Source organism: endosymbiont of Riftia pachyptila (vent Ph05) (genome assembly GCF_000224455.1).
GTDB lineage: Bacteria > Pseudomonadota > Gammaproteobacteria > Chromatiales > Chromatiaceae > Endoriftia > Endoriftia persephonae.
Genome location: NZ_AFOC01000002.1, coordinates 20,030 through 35,527 on the forward strand (window position 1 = coordinate 20,030; position 15,498 = coordinate 35,527).

At 62.0% G+C, this 15,498-nt stretch carries 18 protein-coding genes; 12 read left to right on the forward strand and 6 right to left on the reverse strand.

From position 1 onward, the window contains the following. From RIFP1SYM_RS00525 to RIFP1SYM_RS18515, 8 genes are all read left to right on the forward strand, one after another. On the forward strand, positions 1–984 hold the full coding sequence (locus RIFP1SYM_RS00525; protein ID WP_005958554.1) for an ATP-binding protein: 984 nt from the start codon (positions 1–3) through the stop codon (positions 982–984). A 187-nt stretch (positions 985–1,171) separates the two neighbouring features. Beyond that, positions 1,172–2,176, forward strand: a complete 1,005-nt coding sequence (locus RIFP1SYM_RS00530) for an outer membrane protein assembly factor BamB family protein (protein WP_006473547.1) — start codon at positions 1,172–1,174, stop codon at positions 2,174–2,176. Positions 2,177–2,178: 2 nt separating this feature from the next. Beyond that, the gene (locus RIFP1SYM_RS00535; RefSeq protein ID WP_005958556.1) at positions 2,179–2,718 is read left to right on the forward strand and encodes a cytochrome P460 family protein; all 540 of its coding nucleotides are present in this window, start codon (positions 2,179–2,181) and stop codon (positions 2,716–2,718) included. A 130-nt stretch (positions 2,719–2,848) separates the two neighbouring features. Then, positions 2,849–3,796 (forward strand): bifunctional riboflavin kinase/FAD synthetase, encoded by a 948-nt coding sequence (gene ribF, locus RIFP1SYM_RS00540; protein ID WP_005958557.1) that lies wholly within the window; start codon positions 2,849–2,851, stop codon positions 3,794–3,796. A gap of 112 nt (positions 3,797–3,908) precedes the next feature. Next, positions 3,909–6,731 (forward strand): isoleucine--tRNA ligase, encoded by a 2,823-nt coding sequence (ileS, locus tag RIFP1SYM_RS00545; RefSeq protein ID WP_005958558.1) that lies wholly within the window; start codon positions 3,909–3,911, stop codon positions 6,729–6,731. A 15-nt stretch (positions 6,732–6,746) separates the two neighbouring features. After that, a complete protein-coding gene (gene lspA, locus RIFP1SYM_RS00550; RefSeq protein WP_010083740.1) occupies positions 6,747–7,217 on the forward strand; it encodes a signal peptidase II in 471 nt (156 codons plus the stop codon). 222 nt (positions 7,218–7,439) lie between these two features. Further along, entirely contained in the window at positions 7,440–8,144 is a 705-nt protein-coding gene (locus RIFP1SYM_RS00555; protein WP_006473552.1) for an SIMPL domain-containing protein, read from the forward strand. Positions 8,145–8,234: 90 nt separating this feature from the next. After that, positions 8,235–8,363 (forward strand): hypothetical protein, encoded by a 129-nt coding sequence (locus tag RIFP1SYM_RS18515; protein ID WP_276123606.1) that lies wholly within the window; start codon positions 8,235–8,237, stop codon positions 8,361–8,363. Here RIFP1SYM_RS18515 and RIFP1SYM_RS00560 read toward each other — a convergent pair. The 3 genes from RIFP1SYM_RS00560 to RIFP1SYM_RS00570 form a co-directional block, all read right to left on the reverse strand. Then, a complete protein-coding gene (locus tag RIFP1SYM_RS00560; protein ID WP_240991975.1) occupies positions 8,339–8,806 on the reverse strand; it encodes a cytochrome b/b6 domain-containing protein in 468 nt (155 codons plus the stop codon). The genes RIFP1SYM_RS18515 and RIFP1SYM_RS00560 overlap by 25 nt on opposite strands. A gap of 14 nt (positions 8,807–8,820) precedes the next feature. After that, entirely contained in the window at positions 8,821–9,072 is a 252-nt protein-coding gene (locus RIFP1SYM_RS00565; RefSeq protein ID WP_005958563.1) for an FmdB family zinc ribbon protein, read from the reverse strand. Between the two features lie 67 nt (positions 9,073–9,139). Beyond that, entirely contained in the window at positions 9,140–9,562 is a 423-nt protein-coding gene (locus RIFP1SYM_RS00570; protein ID WP_139042019.1) for a DUF420 domain-containing protein, read from the reverse strand. A gap of 76 nt (positions 9,563–9,638) precedes the next feature. Here RIFP1SYM_RS00570 and RIFP1SYM_RS00575 point away from each other — a divergent pair, with 76 nt between their 5' ends. Continuing rightward, positions 9,639–10,214 (forward strand): TrmH family RNA methyltransferase, encoded by a 576-nt coding sequence (locus RIFP1SYM_RS00575; protein WP_039959441.1) that lies wholly within the window; start codon positions 9,639–9,641, stop codon positions 10,212–10,214. On the opposite strand, the gene RIFP1SYM_RS00580 is transcribed toward RIFP1SYM_RS00575, so the two are convergent. From RIFP1SYM_RS00580 to RIFP1SYM_RS00590, 3 genes are all read right to left on the reverse strand, one after another. Further along, positions 10,193–10,684 (reverse strand): histidine phosphatase family protein, encoded by a 492-nt coding sequence (locus tag RIFP1SYM_RS00580; protein ID WP_240991976.1) that lies wholly within the window; start codon positions 10,682–10,684, stop codon positions 10,193–10,195. The two genes, RIFP1SYM_RS00575 and RIFP1SYM_RS00580, sit on opposite strands and share 22 nt — an antisense overlap. Positions 10,685–10,794: 110 nt before the next feature. After that, the gene (gene ampE / locus RIFP1SYM_RS00585) at positions 10,795–11,661 is read right to left on the reverse strand and encodes a regulatory signaling modulator protein AmpE (protein ID WP_006473557.1); all 867 of its coding nucleotides are present in this window, start codon (positions 11,659–11,661) and stop codon (positions 10,795–10,797) included. A 48-nt stretch (positions 11,662–11,709) separates the two neighbouring features. Continuing rightward, entirely contained in the window at positions 11,710–12,426 is a 717-nt protein-coding gene (locus RIFP1SYM_RS00590) for a ComF family protein (protein WP_005958568.1), read from the reverse strand. Positions 12,427–12,497: 71 nt separating this feature from the next. Between RIFP1SYM_RS00590 and bioB the strand changes: the two genes are divergently transcribed. The 3 genes from bioB to bioH are packed head-to-tail and all read left to right on the forward strand — an operon-like array spanning position 12,498 to position 15,498. After that, positions 12,498–13,565, forward strand: a complete 1,068-nt coding sequence (gene bioB / locus RIFP1SYM_RS00595; protein ID WP_081417675.1) for a biotin synthase BioB — start codon at positions 12,498–12,500, stop codon at positions 13,563–13,565. Further along, positions 13,562–14,728, forward strand: coding sequence for an 8-amino-7-oxononanoate synthase (gene bioF, locus RIFP1SYM_RS00600; RefSeq protein ID WP_039959443.1), 1,167 nt, complete (start codon positions 13,562–13,564; stop codon positions 14,726–14,728). Before bioB ends, bioF begins: the two co-directional genes overlap by 4 nt. Beyond that, entirely contained in the window at positions 14,728–15,498 is a 771-nt protein-coding gene (bioH, locus tag RIFP1SYM_RS00605) for a pimeloyl-ACP methyl ester esterase BioH (RefSeq protein WP_006473562.1), read from the forward strand. Before bioF ends, bioH begins: the two co-directional genes overlap by 1 nt.

Genomic DNA, 15,498 nt, shown 5'->3' on the forward strand with positions numbered 1-15,498 from the left:
GTGCGCCTCAAGACAAGCCGTGATGCCAAAGGCAATGAGTGGATCTGGGCCGAGATACCGGGCTATAGCCAAAAGCTGCGTCTGGGATTTCTCCGCTCACGTATCGGGATTCAACCGCCATTGGCATTGTTGCTTCTGTTCTGCGCCGGCACGGTGCTGACCTTTTTTACCGCAGCGCTCCTGGCGCGACGGCTCACCATCCCCCTCGAACGCGTCTCCCGCTCGGCACGGATGATCGGAAAAGGCAGCTGGCCGGAACCGGTAAGGGAAGAAGGGCCGGAGGAGTTGCAGGTTCTGACGCAGACATTCAATCGAATGAGCCAGCAGGTGAAAGAGTTGCTGGCCAACAGGACACTGCTGCTGGCCGGAATCTCCCACGATCTCCGCACTCCGCTCACTCAGGTGCAACTGGCCTTGGAGATGCTGCCTGATGAAGGTGGTGACGCGGAACTGATGGCGGGAATCAAACGGGATCTCGCCACGATAAACCGGTTGATCAGTGAAACTATGCAGATCAGCCTGGAACTTGAAAAGCAGGAGCAGGTGCAGACGGATATCACCAACGTATTGGACGACATCATCCAGGCTGCACGTTCAGGTGGTAAAGAGATCGAATGGGTGGGCAACCGATCCTGCATGAGAAAACTGAATCCACTGGCGCTGCGTCGCGTCGTCACCAATCTGCTGGAGAATGCTATCCGTTACGGTGATGCAAAACCGGTCAAGGTCGAATTGGAATGTGACGATAGCCTGCTCACAATCAGGATTCAGGATCAGGGGCCGGGTATCCCGGCAGATCAGCGGGAGTCCGTTTTTCGCCCGTTCTATCGTCTGGAAAAATCCCGTAGTACCACCACAGGAGGCAGCGGCTTGGGACTGGCCATCGTGCGCCAGCTGGCCGACGCTAACGGTTGGGAGGTTAACCTACAGCCTGCCTTCCGAACCGGCACTGTTGCCCTCATCACCATCCCCCGGATGGAATAACCGACGCGAAAGAGCACCGACTCTACTTCCGTTTTTTTATAACTATTCAGCCCCCCCTTTTCATGGAACTGCTGAATAGTGACTAAATCTTTTCCCTTTCTTGAATCCGTCGCCTGCTCTGCTGCGTATTGAGTTTTGAATGGGGTGCGATGGTGCCCTCAACTCATGCCAGGCGGGGTGCAGGGATATGTACAAGACTTATCTGATCGGTGTGGTGCTTCTACTGACCACACACCCCGCTGCCGCTGTGGAATATGCGGAAAACCCCCTGCTTTTGAACGAGCATCTGCTGGTCTCCGATCAGGGCCTGGCGGTTTACGATCCGGTAACCCTGCGACTGCGCTGGTCGGTGCTGCAGGGTGAGCAGACCCTGGAGCCAGTGGTTGCCGATGGCCTGGTGCTGTTGAGCGGGGGGCAGGGCCTGCAGGCACTCGATCTTGCCAGCGGCAAGACCCGCTGGCGTTGGCGGAGCGAGACAACCCTGTTTTCACCCAGCCTGGATGAGGGGGTCGCCTACCTGTCCGGGGAAGACGGCACACTGGTGGCGCTGCGGCTGGTGGATGGTGAGCGCTTGTGGCAGCGCCGCTTCGATGGATGGGTCTACCCGCCTGCTGTGTTCGGTGAATTGCTGATTACCGGCGGCAGCGAAGGTCTGCTCTGGGCGGTGGATCGCCGCAGTGGTGAGCTGCGCTGGCAGCGCCCGCTCGGACAGGAGCTGATCTATAGTCCGCGAGCGCTCGACTCCGGCTCTGTTGTTGTCACTACCTTCGCCGGCGAGGTGAAGGTCTACTCCGCCCAGGGAGAGCTGCGTTGGACGCGGCGCTTCGCCAGTCTGAAGTCTGGCCTGCTGGTGAGCGGGGAGCGGATCCTGCTGAGCGGGTTGGATGGTCGGATCGATGCACTTGATGCGGCAACTGGTGAGTCATTGTGGCAGCGATCCCTCGGCGAACGCCTTACCCTGCCGGCAGCGCTGCATGGTGAACGTCTGCTGGTTGTCGGTGATGCGGGACATTTATTTGAAATCGACACTGGTGACGGCCGGCTGATTAGTCGTACTCGCCTGATAGGTGAACCGGTGGCCGCCCCCCTCGTCTATCCCCAACACACACTGTTCTTTATGCGTTCTCGGGCCTTGCCGAGGGCAGTATTAATTCCACGCCAATCTGGCGACAACAACGACCAGGAGATCTGATCATGATGAATAAGAAAACCGTTGCACTGGCCCTCTCTTCGCTGCTGTTTGCCTCGGCGCTCTCAGCCGCACCGTTTGGCGGTAAGGATGATGTCGACTACGCCGGTAAGCTCTGGCACAACTTGAGTGCCTCTGGTCTGGTGGGGGAGGGTGCGATCATGTCGACCCCCTACACCGGCATGCACCCCCATGGCGCGATCCTCGACACTATCGATGCTACCGCCCGGGTCGGTTCTGATGAGGGGGTGGTGATCATCAAACGTAACTACGGCGGCACGGGGGTCAGCAAGCAGGCGGTGGCCAACGAACCGAACAAGTTCCTCAAGGCGGTCACCGTGATGTTCAAGCGCACCGGCTACGATCCGGACAACAAAGACTGGTTCTGGGTCAAGTATGCTCCTAACGGCAGCGTGCTGAAGAACCCTAAGGGGATGTCGCTGGCAGGGCGTGTCGCCAAGGGTATGCCGAAGGGCTGTATCGCTTGCCACACCGGCGCCCCGGGCGGTGACATGGTGTTCAATCACGATCGCTATGCAAAATAGGCTGGCTTCGTTTCGGGAGTGGAGCTGATTTTTCGATAGGGACGCCGTTTGTGCCGCGAACGGCGTTCCCAAGGATTCCCAAATTCCACGCAATGCCTATAATTACTGCTCGCAATGGGGAGCGGTTTTCATGCAGGTAATTCGTGGCTTACACAACATCCGGGCACACCATCACGGCTGTGTGGCAACCATTGGCAACTTTGATGGGGTCCATCTCGGGCATCAGTCGGTGTTGCGCCACCTGCGGGAGAAGGGGGCAGAGTTTGGTCTGCCGGCTACAGTGATCACCTTCGAGCCCCAGCCGCGGGAGTTTTTCACCCCGGGTGCCGCCCCGGCGCGCCTCACCCGACTGCGTGAAAAACTGCAGGCGATGTATGAGGCCGGCATCGAGCGGGTGGTGATTCTCGAGTTCAACCGCAAATTCTCCGTCATGCCGGCGCGGGAGTTTGTCATCGAGCTGCTGATCCAGGGGCTTGGTGTGCGTTTTCTCTCAGTGGGCGATGACTTCCGCTTCGGCCTTGGTCGCGCGGGGGATTTCCACCTGCTGCAGGCGATGGGCAGCGAGCACGGTTTCGAGGTAGAGAATATGAACACCTTTAAGCTGGATGCCGACCGGGTCAGCAGTACCCGTATCCGCGAGCTGCTCAGCCGCGGTGATCTGGATCGCGCTGCTGCCTGCCTGGGTCGACCCTACCGCATCTGCGGCCGGGTGGCGCACGGTGACAAGCGCGGCCGCACCATCGGTTTTCCCACCATGAATGTCGACCTGCACCGCCACGTTAGCCCGTTGCGTGGGGTGTTCGCAGTGCGGGTGCATGGCCTGGCTGAGGGTGTGCTGCCCGGTGTCGCCAATATCGGTACTCGTCCGACGGTGTGTGGCGACCCCCGCTATCTGTTGGAAGTCCATCTGTTCGATTTCAACCGTGTCGTCTACGGTGAGCATCTGCAGGTGGAGTTTGTGCACAAGCTGCGCGACGAGAAGAAGTTCGGCTCCTTTGAGGAGCTGCGGGCGCAGATTCTGGAGGATGCGCGGCTAGGCAGAGAGTGGCTCAATGTCCCCCAGTCGCAGCCGGCCTGAGCCGGTTCGCGGGCGGCTGCTAGTCCACCTGCTATAGATCAGGGCTTTACGCCCCGGCCGCGTTTGCGGTTCAATACGGCTCTTTTGTTTATTATCGGGCAGGCATCCCTCCGTGATCGACTACAAGCAGACTCTCAATCTCCCCAAAACCGCCTTTCCCATGCGCGGCAATCTGGCCCAGCGTGAGCCGCAGATGCTCAAGCAGTGGGAAGAGAAGAAGCTCTACGCAAAGATCCGTGAGACCGCAGCTGGCCGGCCCAAATTCATCCTCCACGATGGCCCCCCCTACGCCAACGGCAATATCCACATCGGCCATGCGGTCAACAAGATCCTTAAGGACATCATCGTCAAGAGCCGCACCCTGGACGGCTTCGATGCTCCCTACGTGCCCGGTTGGGACTGCCACGGCTTGCCCATCGAGCTGCAGGTGGAGAAGAAGATCGGCAAGCCCGGCGGCAAGGTGACCAGCAGCCAGTTCCGCAAGGCGTGCCGCGAATACGCCGCCAAACAGGTGGATGGCCAGCGCGAGGACTTCAAACGGCTTGGCGTGCTCGGCGAGTGGGACAACCCCTACCTCACCATGGATCACCGATTCGAGGCGGATATCGTGCGCTCACTGGGCCGCATCGTCGAGCAGGGGCACGTACACAAGGGCTCCAAGCCGGTGCACTGGTGCACCGATTGCGGCTCGGCGCTGGCCGAGGCAGAGGTGGAGTATCAGAACAAGGATTCCTTCGCCATCGACGTGCGCTTCCGCGTGCTTGAAGAGCCGGCCCTGTTCGATCGCTGCCACCATGTGCCAGACGGTTTGGGCGAGGGGCCGATCAACATGGTGATTTGGACCACCACCCCCTGGACTCTGCCCGCCAACCAGGCGGTGGCTCTTAACCCGAGCCTGGAGTACGCGGTGGTGCAGTGCGATGGACCGCTCGGCAACGAGCGCATGGTGATCGCCGATGCCATGCTGAAGGATGTGATGGACCGCTACGGCATCGAAAAATATCATGTGCTCGGCTATGCCAAGGGCGAGGCCTTCGAAGGGCTGAAACTGCAGCACCCCTTCTATGATCGCCAGGTGCCGGTGATCCTCGGCGAGCACGTTACCCTCGAGGCGGGTACCGGCGCGGTGCATACCGCCCCCGGCCACGGCCTCGACGACTATGTGGTGGGTCAGCGCTACGGGCTGCCGGTGGACAATCCGGTGGGCAACAACGGTTGTTTTGTCGAAGGCACCGAACTGTTCGCCGGGCAGCACGTCTTCTCCGCCAACGAGAAGGTAATCGAGGTCCTCAAGGCGCGCGGCGCACTGGTGCGCGAGGAGCGGCTCAACCACAGCTATCCGCACTGCTGGCGTCACAAGACACCGATCATCTTCAGGGCCACTCCGCAGTGGTTCATCAGCATGGACCAGGCCGGGCTGCGCGCATCGGCGATGCGCGAGATCGAGCAGGTCGAGTGGCTGCCCGACTGGGGCAAGGCACGCATTCAGGGCATGGTGGAGAACCGTCCCGACTGGTGCATCTCGCGCCAGCGCACCTGGGGCGTGCCGATCACCCTGTTCATCCACAAGGAGACAAACGAGCTCCACCCCGACTCTGCCGAATTGGTGAAAGAGGTCGCCAAGCGGGTCGAAGAGCGTGGCTTCGAGGCCTGGTTCGAGCTCGACGCCAAAGAGCTGCTGGGCGATCAGGCCGGTGACTACACCAAGGTCACCGACTCGCTGGATGTCTGGTTCGACTCCGGCGTGACCCACCAGTGCGTGCTGCAGGCCCGCGACTATTTGAGCTACCCCGCCGACCTTTATCTGGAGGGCTCAGATCAGCACCGCGGCTGGTTCCAGTCCTCCCTGCTGACCTCGGTGGCGATGAACGGTTGCGCCCCCTTTAAACAGGTGCTGACCCACGGTTTTACCGTCGACGAGAAGGGCGAGAAGATGTCCAAGTCGAAGGGCAACGTGATGGCACCGCAGAAGGTGACCAAAAACCTTGGTGCCGACATCATCCGCCTGTGGGTGGCGGCCACCGACTATCGCAACGAGATGAGCGTCTCCGACGAGATCCTCAAGCGCACCGCCGACGCCTACCGGCGCATCCGCAACACTACGCGATTTCTGCTCTCCAACCTCAACGGCTTCGACCCGGCACAGCATATGGTCGCTGCGGGCGAGATGATCGAGCTCGACCGCTGGGCGGTGGACCGCACCCTGCAGCTGCAGCAGGAGATCGCTGATGCCTACAAAGGCTACCAGTTTCACCTGATCTACCAGAAGATACTCAACTTTTGTGTCACCGAGCTGGGCGGTTTCTATCTCGACGTGATCAAGGATCGCCAGTACACCACTCAGGCAGATAGCCTGCCGCGCCGCTCCTGCCAGACCGCCATGTATCACATCGTTGAGGCGATGGTGCGCTGGCTGGCGCCGATCCTCAGCTTCACCGCCGACGAGGTCTGGGCGCACATGCCCGGCGAGCGCGGCGAGAGTGTGTTCCTGGAGGGCTGGTACGAGGGGCTGTTTGCGCTGGATGCCGGTGACAGTTTTGACCGCGCCTTCTGGGGCCAGGTGATCGCGGCGCGCAACGCGGTGGGCAAGGCGCTGGAACCGTTCCGCGCCGATGGTAACGCCTCCCTAGATGCGGAGATCGACCTCTACTGTGACGATCAGCTAAAGGTCGCGCTCGACAAGCTGGGCGACGAGCTGCGCTTCGTGCTGATCACCTCCGACGCCAGGGTGCATGCGATGGCCGATCTGCCCGATGATGCTGCCTCCAGCGAGTTGGAGGGGCTGGCGGTTCGTGTCACTGCCTCGGCTTACGGCAAGTGCCCCCGCTGCTGGCACCACCGCGAGGATGTTGGCGCCAACAGCGAACACCCGGAGCTCTGTGGCCGCTGCGTGGAGAATGTCGTGGGCGAAGGCGAAGCTCGCCGCTTTGCCTGAATGGGGAGGGAGAGGATGCAGCGCTGGCTCTGGCTCGCATTGGTTGTAATCATTTTCGATCAGTTGAGCAAACAGCTGGCTGAGGCCTTTCTCAACTTGCATCAGCCGGTCTATCTGCTGCCGTTTTTCGATCTCACCCTGATGTACAACAAGGGCGCGGCGTTCAGTTTTCTCAGCGATCAGGGGGGCTGGCAGCGTTGGTTTTTTATCGGCCTGGCGCTGGCGGTGACCAGCTATCTGGTATTCTGGGTGCGGCGCCTGGGCAGAGGTGAACGCTGGGTTGCGGTGGCCCTGTCGCTGGTGATCGGCGGTGCGATCGGTAATGTGGTCGACCGAATCTTCTACGGTCAGGTGATCGACTTTATCCATCTCCACTACCAGCAGTGGTACTGGCCCGCCTTCAATATTGCCGACTCCGCGATCACTGTCGGGGTGGTGGTGCTGATCTTCGACTCGCTGTTTCTGGCGTCGAAACGCTCAAACTGAGCCGCTGCCTTCTAACGCCCGAGCGACTCCGGTTGGACGAACCTCGCGCCTCTCTCTATGCTCCTGTTTCAGGACACCAGAGCCTGTAGGAGCGTCCGCTTGCGCCGCGAACACCCTTTGCACTGATTGATTCGCGCCGCAAGCGGACGCTCCTACAGATTTTTCCAGCCGAGGAATAGGATTTGGTGCATAGTTTTTTTTCACAACTGAAGGAAGGTGACGATGCGCAACAAGATTCTGCTCAATGGGCTGGCTGGCCTGCTATTGCTGGCTGCGGTTCCGGCACTTCAGGCCGATGAGGATGCCACCCTCTACGACCGGGTCCGGCTGGAGGTTAGTGCTGAGCAGCAGGTCTCCAACGATACCCTGGTGGCGGTGCTCTATGTGCAGACCGAAGGCACCAACACTGCTGCCCTGGCCAACGAGGTGAATCGCAAGATGGGCTGGGCGATCGGCCAGGCGAAGCTGGCCGATGGGGTAAAGAGTCAGACTCTCGACTACCGTACCAATCCGATCTACCGGAAGCAGGTGCTCACCGGCTGGCGGGTGCGCCAGTCGCTGCGACTGGAGAGCAACGATAGCACCAAGCTGAGCGCTCTGATCGGCACTCTGCAGAAGCAGTTGGCGGTGGAGTCGATCAGCTATCAGGTCTCATCTGCGGCCCGCAAGGTGGCCCAGGATGAGCTGATCGAACAGGCGCTGACCGATTTCCGTGCACGTGCTGCGCTGGTTGCCAAGGCGTGGCAGCGTCCGGGTTACCGGCTGGTGGAACTCAATATCAACAGTGGTGGCAATATCCCCCAGCCGAGGCAGATGCGCATGATGGCGATGGATATGGCGGCTGATGCGGTTAGCGCGCCGCCACTGCAGGCCGGCACCCAGCAGGTGCAGGTGAGTGTCAGCGGCGTGGTGGAACTGACCCCCTGAGGTTGATGGCTATTTTCGGAGGGAGCGGCGCAGTGTCTCCAGCGAGACGCTCTGGGTGCTGCCAGCTGCCTTCTGCTCGGGGCGCTCGACATGAAAGGTGCGGAAGCCGCTGACCATGCCGGAGATGTCGGAACCCTCGCCGGCGGCGTCATGGCTGAATACCGCAGGGATATGCAGCAGGGCAAACCAGCCGATCAGCAGATAGCTGAGCTGGTGTAGGTGCTGGAGACTGATCCCGCCCCAGAAGGCGATCTCCCGCTGCAGGCTAGGCCGCTGAGTGCCGCCAGCGCCAAAAAGAAGAAGAGTGCCAGATAGATCGGCCCCCACAGTGGGTTGTGCGCGTACCACTTGGGCAGCGGCAAGCGCCCCAGGCTGAAATAGAAGAGCAGCAGCTGCCCGGCCTGCTGCAGGCGGTGCCGGTTAGGTTCGCAGTCGGAGATGTGATCGCTGCCTTGGCCAAGGATGAGCAGATAGATCCGTACCAGCAGTGCCGGGATCAATAGTGCAGCGAAGATCGAATGGAACTCACCCGCCTCGCTGCGCAACGTCGGGGCATGACCGATCAGCCAGCCAGAGGCGAGTAGGCCGAACACCGCCAACGCCATGGTCCAGTGGCTGAGACGCAGCCAGCGGCTCCAGACCCGGATTCGGCTGACCGGCATCGACTCCATCCCTATCACTCCAACCCGCAGCTGCCGCCGGGGCAGCAGCCACCGCTGGCGCAGGGCGGTGCCTCGTTGCGGCTGGCCCCACTGATCACTGCTGGGCCGCTCAGCAGCTTCTTCACCGGCGCATCCAGCGGGGTGTCGCCGGGTTCGATGCTGGCCTTATCGCAGAGTTCGCCCCAGGTGCTGAGCAGTTCACTCATCTTGTGGCTCACCTCGACGGTGCGGCTGTTGGTCTCGCAGAAGTAGTCGTATGTGGGCATCTTTGGCTCCTCTCTCGGAAATTTTGAAAGGTTATTCTCTGTGAAATCGAGCTGGCAATGATAATCGTTAAGACGTGGGATAGAAGAGGTAGATGTTAACCAGGCCGCCTAGGTGGGTGAACAGCCAGAGCGGGATTAGCAGCCGGCCATAGCGCCGGTGGTGTCGATTGAAGTGGCTATCTGGCCCTGCCAGCAGGCGTGCGGCGATCAGCAGAGCAGCGCCGATCAGCGGCAGCAGCGCAACGCTGCCATGGAAGGCGATCCAGCCGACATACTCCGGCGGCACCTCGACCTTTAGCTCGGGATAGCGGTAGCGCAGCAGATAGAGTGCGACAAACAGCCAGGCACCGGCAGTGACCGTCATCATCAGGTTGCGGTGCAGTCTGATTTTGCCCGCTCTGACGGCCCGCCAGGCGATCAGCAGCAGGGCGATGGCGATTAGTGCCCAGCTCAGGCTGAAATAGGTGAAGAGTGTCTGGTAGCTGGGCATGTTTGTGGTCACTCGGAACAGGCCGGGGCGGCTTTGTTGTTTGCGAACATCCGGGCAGAACGTATCATGGCGAGCCATGTTACGTCAGCGAAAAAGCAAACGGGAACGGCGCGAATCACGCGATCAGGCGCTCGCCCGCTACATCAAGCAGAAGAACCGCAACCTGCTGGCCCAGCCAGGTCCGCACGACTTCATCATCGTGCTCGATCATATGAAGGCGGGTTTCAATGTGGCGAAGATCTTCCGCAGCGCCGAGGCGTTTGGCGCCCATGAGATCCATCTGGTGAATATCGGCCCCTTCGACCCCTCGCCGGCCAAGGGCTCTTTCAAAAAGGTGCCGGCACGCTTTTTTGAGCGGTTTGAGGAGAGCCATGCCGAGCTGAAGCGACGAGGCTATCAGTTGATTACCCTCGACGCAGGCTGTGGTGATTCACTGATCGACACCCCGCTGCCGCAAAAGTGCGCCTTTGTACTCGGCCACGAGGAGTTTGGCCACAGCTTCGAGCCTGAGGAGTACCCGGATATCGGCTGCCTCTCGATCCCCCAGTTCGGTCAGGTGGAGAGCCTCAACGTGGCGGTGGCCGCCTCGGTGGTGATGTTTGAGTATGTGCGTCAGCATGCCGCTGAAGATCAGAGCTTGCGTCGCCCTTGAAACATCACCGTAGGCGGCCGCTCCGCCGTAATCTGGATGCGGCTGATCGAGGCGGTGGGGATCGACATCCGGTACATTGCGAACAGCGGTGCGCGTAGGGTGCGGGCGATGACGGCGCGGATTACGCCGGCGTGAGCGACGATCAGCAGATGCTTGCCTGGGTGCTGTTCGAGGGTCTCTGTCACGGCCGCATTGACCCGCCTACTGAAGCCCTCCAGGGGTTCGGCGCCGTCCGGCCGGTGGTAGACCGGGTCGTGGTAGAAGTGCCTCATCTTCTCCGCTAATTGGGCGCGCAGTTCGCTGCTGGTGTGGCCCTCCCAACTGCCAAAGCCGACCTCCACCAGGCGCTCGTCATATTCCAGGGGGATCGCCAGCCGTTCGCTTAGTTGCTGGGCAAACTCGCTGCAGCGGCGTAGCGGTGAGGCGATGATGCGTTGCCAGGGGGTATCGCCGGAGGCAGCATGCCACATCTGTTGCCAGCCCCGTTCGCTCAGCGGATCGTCGATCTGGCCGCGGTAGCNGGCCCACCGCGGGGCTCGCCGTGGCGCAGCAGGTCTAGGGTGGTCTTCTCCGGCATGACTTAGATCCAGCCGGCGAGGGTGAGTAGTGCCAGCAGCAGGATCCAGCTGATCAGTGCGCGCCATACCAGGCTCATTGCCGCTTCTACCAGATAGAGGCCGTCATTGCTTGAGACCTCGGCCTGCTCTAACACGTTGTTCATGCGCAGTGCGCCGCTGCCGGTGGCCACCAGCAGGCCACCGCTGCTGTTCTCGGAATAGTTGCGCCAGGCGAATAGCGCATCCTCAAAGCTCCCGGCAATTGCGTAGGAGAATGCGGTGATGCGTACCGGCAGCCAGTCGAGCAGGCCCAGCAGGTCGCGGCTGGCGTGGTAGAAGTCGAGGCTCTCATCGGCCAGGCGGCTGGAGGGCAGCAAGCTGGCAACACGGTAGAGTATGGCGCCCAGCGGGCCAAGCAGCAGGAACCAGAAGATCACAGCGAACAGTCGGCTGTTGGCTTGGCTGAGGATGCCTTCGGTTACTGCCTGGGAGTAGGCCGGCTCCTGGGTCGGCGGTTCGTCGCCGATGAGCTGGCGGGCGATTACCCGCGCCTGGTCCTCGTTGCCCCGCTCGCGGGCTTCGACAAAGCGGCTGGCCTGCTGGTCCAAATCCTGTGGACCAAAGCAGAACAGCAGCAGTGCGCCGGCAAACAGCAGGCTGGGCAGGTCAAACAACATGCCATCGAGCAGTGCCTGCAGTAGCGCCACCAGCAGTAGAGGTGGTAGCAGCAGGCCGATGACACCGCCAAAGCCCTGGGTGAGCTTGGATGATAACTCCTGCTCCTGATACCAGCTGCTGTAGCGGGCAAACCAATGTGGGTCGCGCAACTCTTGCTGCTGTAGCAGAAAACGCTCGGCGATCAGGCAACTGATAATTATTAGCAGGCTCATGGTCGGCAGTGTCCCCAAAGGTGTGCCAACTTTCAAGCACTAGAGGGCCTAGGGTGTGCGGGCGATGGCCCAGACATCAACCCGCTCGGCACCGGCGCGTTGCAGAGTGCGGGCAAGTTCCGACACGGTGCTGCCGGTGGTAACCACATCATCGAGCAGGGCGATGTGCTGCATTTCGATCCCGCCGCTGACGCGAAATGCGCCGCGCATGTTCTGTTGGCGCTTCTTTTTGTCCAGGTCGGCTTGGGCGTGGGTGTCACGCAGTCGCTCTACCTGATGGCTGGCCAGCTTCAGCCCAAACCGCCGAGCGATGGGGCGGGCGATCTCCAGCGCCTGGTTATAACCGCGTTGGCGCTGGCGATCGGGATGCAGCGGCANCGGTAGCAGCAAATCTGGCATCGCTGCCTGCTGTTCGCACAGATAACGGCACAGTAGCCAGGCAAACAGTTGTGCATGCTGCAGTTTATTGTGGAACTTCAGGCCGGTTATCAGATGGGAGAGGGCATTGTCGTAGATCAGCGGTGCGTAGCAGTGCTCGAAGGGTGGCGGCTTGCTGATGCAGTGGCCACAGATCGATCCTGCCGGGGTGCCAGGGGGGAGAGGCAGGGCGCAGCGGCGGCAGGGGCTGAGGTTGCGGAAAAGTGCAGAATCACAGGCGTCGCATAGATCCCGTCCATGCCGGGCCTTCCCGCCACAGAGCAGGCAGCGGGAGGGGAAGAAGGCCTCTTGTATGAGATCTATCCAATTGTAAACCATGGCGTCCATTCTTGGTTGACAGGTGGGCTGTGATCTTTAACATGCCGGGGTTTGAATCCATTTTCCCTGGGCAGGCTGATATGAACGACACCATTCTACGTCATGACTGGCGCATCGAGGAGATCGAAGCGCTGCTGGATCTCCCCTTCAACGACCTGCTGTTCCGCGCTCAGACCCTGCACCGGGCCCACTTCGACCCGAATCAGGTGCAGGTCAGCAGCCTGCTCAGCATCAAGACCGGCGCCTGCTCCGAGGATTGTGGCTACTGCTCCCAGAGCGCCAAATACAATACCGATGTGGAGCCCGAGCGGCTGTTGCCGGTGGGGGAGGTGATTGAGGCCGCCTCGGCGGCCAAGGCGAAAGGCGCCAGCCGCTTCTGCATGGGGGCGGCCTGGCGCAATCCCACCGACAAGAATCTGGAGCGGGTGATCGAGATGGTCGAGGCGGTGCACGGGATGGGCATGGAGACCTGCATCACCCTCGGCATGTTGAGCGAGGCCCAGGCCCAGCGGCTGAGCGAGGCGGGACTCGACTACTACAACCACAATCTTGATACCTCCCCCGAGTTCTACGGCGAGGTGATCACCACTCGCACCTTTGAGGACCGCCTCGATACCCTAGCCCATGTGCGCAATGCCGGCATCAACGTCTGCTCCGGCGGCATCCTCGGCATGGGTGAGTCGCGTCGTGACCGGGCGCGCATGCTGCAGGAGCTGGCGAACCTGCCACGCCATCCCGAATCGGTGCCGATCAACATGCTGGTGCCGGTGGAGGGCACTCCGCTCTACGACGCCGAGGGCATCGATCATCTGGAGTTCATCCGCACCATCGCGGTGGCGCGCCTGCTAATGCCCGAATCCTACGTGCGCCTCTCCGCCGGACGCGCTGAGATGAGCGATGAGGCCCAGGCGCTCTGTTTCCTGGCTGGCGCCAATTCGATCTTCTATGGTGAGCGCCTGCTGACCACCGATAATCCTGAGACGGATGCCGACCGGCAGCTGTTCAACCGCCTCGGCCTCACGATGGAGGCGAGCGTAGAGAGCATGGTGAAGGCGGCCAAGGGGTCCGTGCCGCAAGTCGGCATAGGTGATGGCAGTGGTAGGAGCGCTACTCGCAGCGCGAATCGGTGCCGGGTTATGAACGGATGACCGAGAAGAGCCTCGACAAGCGGCTCCAGCAGCGTCGTCGCGATGGCCTCTATCGCAGCCGCCGTCTGCTGCAGAGCCCACAGCAGCCTGAACTGCAGCTGGATGGCCGGTCGATGCTGGCGTTCTGTTCCAACGACTATCTGGGACTGGCCAATCATCCGGAGCTGAAGGCGGCGATGCACGCCGGTATCGACCGCTGGGGTGCCGGCAGTGGCGCGGCGCACCTGATCAGTGGCCACAGCGCTGCCCACCATGCCCTGGAGGAGGAGCTGGCCGAGTTCACCGGACGTGAGCGGGCACTGCTCTTCTCCACCGGTTACATGGCCAACCTGGGGGTGCTCGCCGCCCTCACCGATCGTGGCGACACGATCTTCCAGGATCGCCTCAACCACGCCTCGCTGATCGATGGCGGCCTACTGAGCCGGGCTAGGCTCAGGCGCTATCCCCATGCCGATCTGGCCGTGCTGGAACGGCTGCTGGCGGATACTCAGAGCGGACGCAGACTGATCGCCACCGATGGGGTGTTCAGCATGGACGGTGATCTGGCGCCTCTGGGGGCGCTGGCCCGACTGGCAAAGGCGCACGATGCCTGGCTGATGGTGGATGATGCCCACGGTCTCGGTGTGCTGGGTGAACATGGCGGCGGCAGCCTGGAACAATTCGGCCTGGACGCGGCAGAGGTGCCGATCCTGATGGGCACCCTGGGCAAGGGCCTGGGCAGCTTTGGCGCCTTTGTCGCCGGTAGTGAGAGCCTGATCGAGACCCTGATCCAGCAGGCCCGTCCTTACGTCTACACTACCGCCTCCCCGCCGGCGCTGGCCGAGGCGACCCGCGCCGCGCTGCGGATCGTGCAGAGTGAGCCTTGGCGACGCCAGCGGTTGGCTGAACTGATCGCCCGCTTTCGCCAAGGGGCGCAGCAGTTGGGTCTGCCGTTGATGGCGTCGCAGACACCGATCCAGCCGATCGTCGCCGGCGCGGCAGCCACTGCCCTAGCCTGGAGCCGGCAGCTAGAAACAGCAGGGATTCTGCTCAGCGCGATCCGCCCGCCCACCGTGCCCGAGGGCAGCGCGCGGCTGCGCGTGACCCTCTCCGCTGCGCACACCGATGAGCAGCTCGACCGGCTGCTGGATGCACTGGCGCAGTTGCGTCCGGAGGGTTTGTGATGCGGCTGCACGTCGAACAGCTGGGCAGTGGTCCCGATCTGCTGCTGTTGCACGGCTGGGGGATGAACCGCGCGGTCTGGTCTGGATTCGCCGAGCGCCTGGCCGTCAGCTACCGGGTCAGCTTGGTTGATTTGCCGGGTCATGGGCAGAGCCCTTGGGGTGGCCGCAGTGCGCTGGCCGATTGGGTTGATGCGGTGTTGGCGGTGGCCCCGCTGCGGGCCATCTGGTGTGGTTGGTCGTTGGGTGGTCAGCTGGCGCTGAGGGCGGCGTTGGATGCGCCGGAGCGGGTTGTTTCGTTGCTTGGGATCGCTGCCACGCCGCGCTTTGCCGCCGCTGAGGCGTGGCCCTGTGCGATGGAGCCTCGCACCCTCGATCAGTTCATCGCCAACCTGCAGCGTGACCACCGCAAGACCCTGGAGCGTTTTCTCGCCCTGCAGGTGCGCGGCAGTGAAGCGTCACGGGAGCAGCTGCGTCTGCTGCGCAGCCGGCTGGCTGAGTTGCCCGATCCTCATCCTGAGGCGCTGCAGGCGGGTCTGGCGCTGCTCAAGTCGGTCGATCTGCGTGCAGAGCTGGCCGCGCTGGAGGTGCCGAACGGTTGGCTGTTTGGCGAGCGCGACACCCTGGTGCCCGAGGCTGCGGCGCAGGGGCTGGCTGAGTTGCAGCCTGGTGCCGCTGTCGGGGTGATTCCAGGCGCGGCCCATGCGCCATTTCTCTCCCATCCCGATGCGACCCTGGGCCTGTTGCAAGCGCTGTTGAAGGCGGCCCGGTGA

What these genes read in the sequence shown, in the direction of transcription:
- lspA (WP_010083740.1), top strand. Translation starts at nt 6,747, where the DNA reads ATGCAGCGCTGGCTCTGGCTCGCATTGGTTGTAATCATTTTCGATCAG.
- bioH (WP_006473562.1), top strand. Translation starts at nt 14,728, where the DNA reads ATGCGGCTGCACGTCGAACAGCTGGGCAGTGGTCCCGATCTGCTGCTG.
- RIFP1SYM_RS00565 (WP_005958563.1), bottom strand. Translation starts at nt 9,072, where the DNA reads ATGCCCACATACGACTACTTCTGCGAGACCAACAGCCGCACCGTCGAG.
- RIFP1SYM_RS00530 (WP_006473547.1), top strand. Translation starts at nt 1,172, where the DNA reads ATGTACAAGACTTATCTGATCGGTGTGGTGCTTCTACTGACCACACAC.
- RIFP1SYM_RS00570 (WP_139042019.1), bottom strand. Translation starts at nt 9,562, where the DNA reads ATGCCCAGCTACCAGACACTCTTCACCTATTTCAGCCTGAGCTGGGCA.
- ampE (WP_006473557.1), bottom strand. Translation starts at nt 11,661, where the DNA reads ATGAGCCTGCTAATAATTATCAGTTGCCTGATCGCCGAGCGTTTTCTG.
- bioF (WP_039959443.1), top strand. Translation starts at nt 13,562, where the DNA reads ATGACCGAGAAGAGCCTCGACAAGCGGCTCCAGCAGCGTCGTCGCGAT.
- RIFP1SYM_RS00555 (WP_006473552.1), top strand. Translation starts at nt 7,440, where the DNA reads ATGCGCAACAAGATTCTGCTCAATGGGCTGGCTGGCCTGCTATTGCTG.
- RIFP1SYM_RS00560 (WP_240991975.1), bottom strand. Translation starts at nt 8,806, where the DNA reads ATGCCGGTCAGCCGAATCCGGGTCTGGAGCCGCTGGCTGCGTCTCAGC.
- ribF (WP_005958557.1), top strand. Translation starts at nt 2,849, where the DNA reads ATGCAGGTAATTCGTGGCTTACACAACATCCGGGCACACCATCACGGC.
- RIFP1SYM_RS00575 (WP_039959441.1), top strand. Translation starts at nt 9,639, where the DNA reads ATGTTACGTCAGCGAAAAAGCAAACGGGAACGGCGCGAATCACGCGAT.
- RIFP1SYM_RS00535 (WP_005958556.1), top strand. Translation starts at nt 2,179, where the DNA reads ATGATGAATAAGAAAACCGTTGCACTGGCCCTCTCTTCGCTGCTGTTT.
- RIFP1SYM_RS18515 (WP_276123606.1), top strand. Translation starts at nt 8,235, where the DNA reads ATGAAAGGTGCGGAAGCCGCTGACCATGCCGGAGATGTCGGAACCCTC.
- RIFP1SYM_RS00580 (WP_240991976.1), bottom strand. Translation starts at nt 10,684, where the DNA reads ATGTGGCATGCTGCCTCCGGCGATACCCCCTGGCAACGCATCATCGCC.
- bioB (WP_081417675.1), top strand. Translation starts at nt 12,498, where the DNA reads ATGAACGACACCATTCTACGTCATGACTGGCGCATCGAGGAGATCGAA.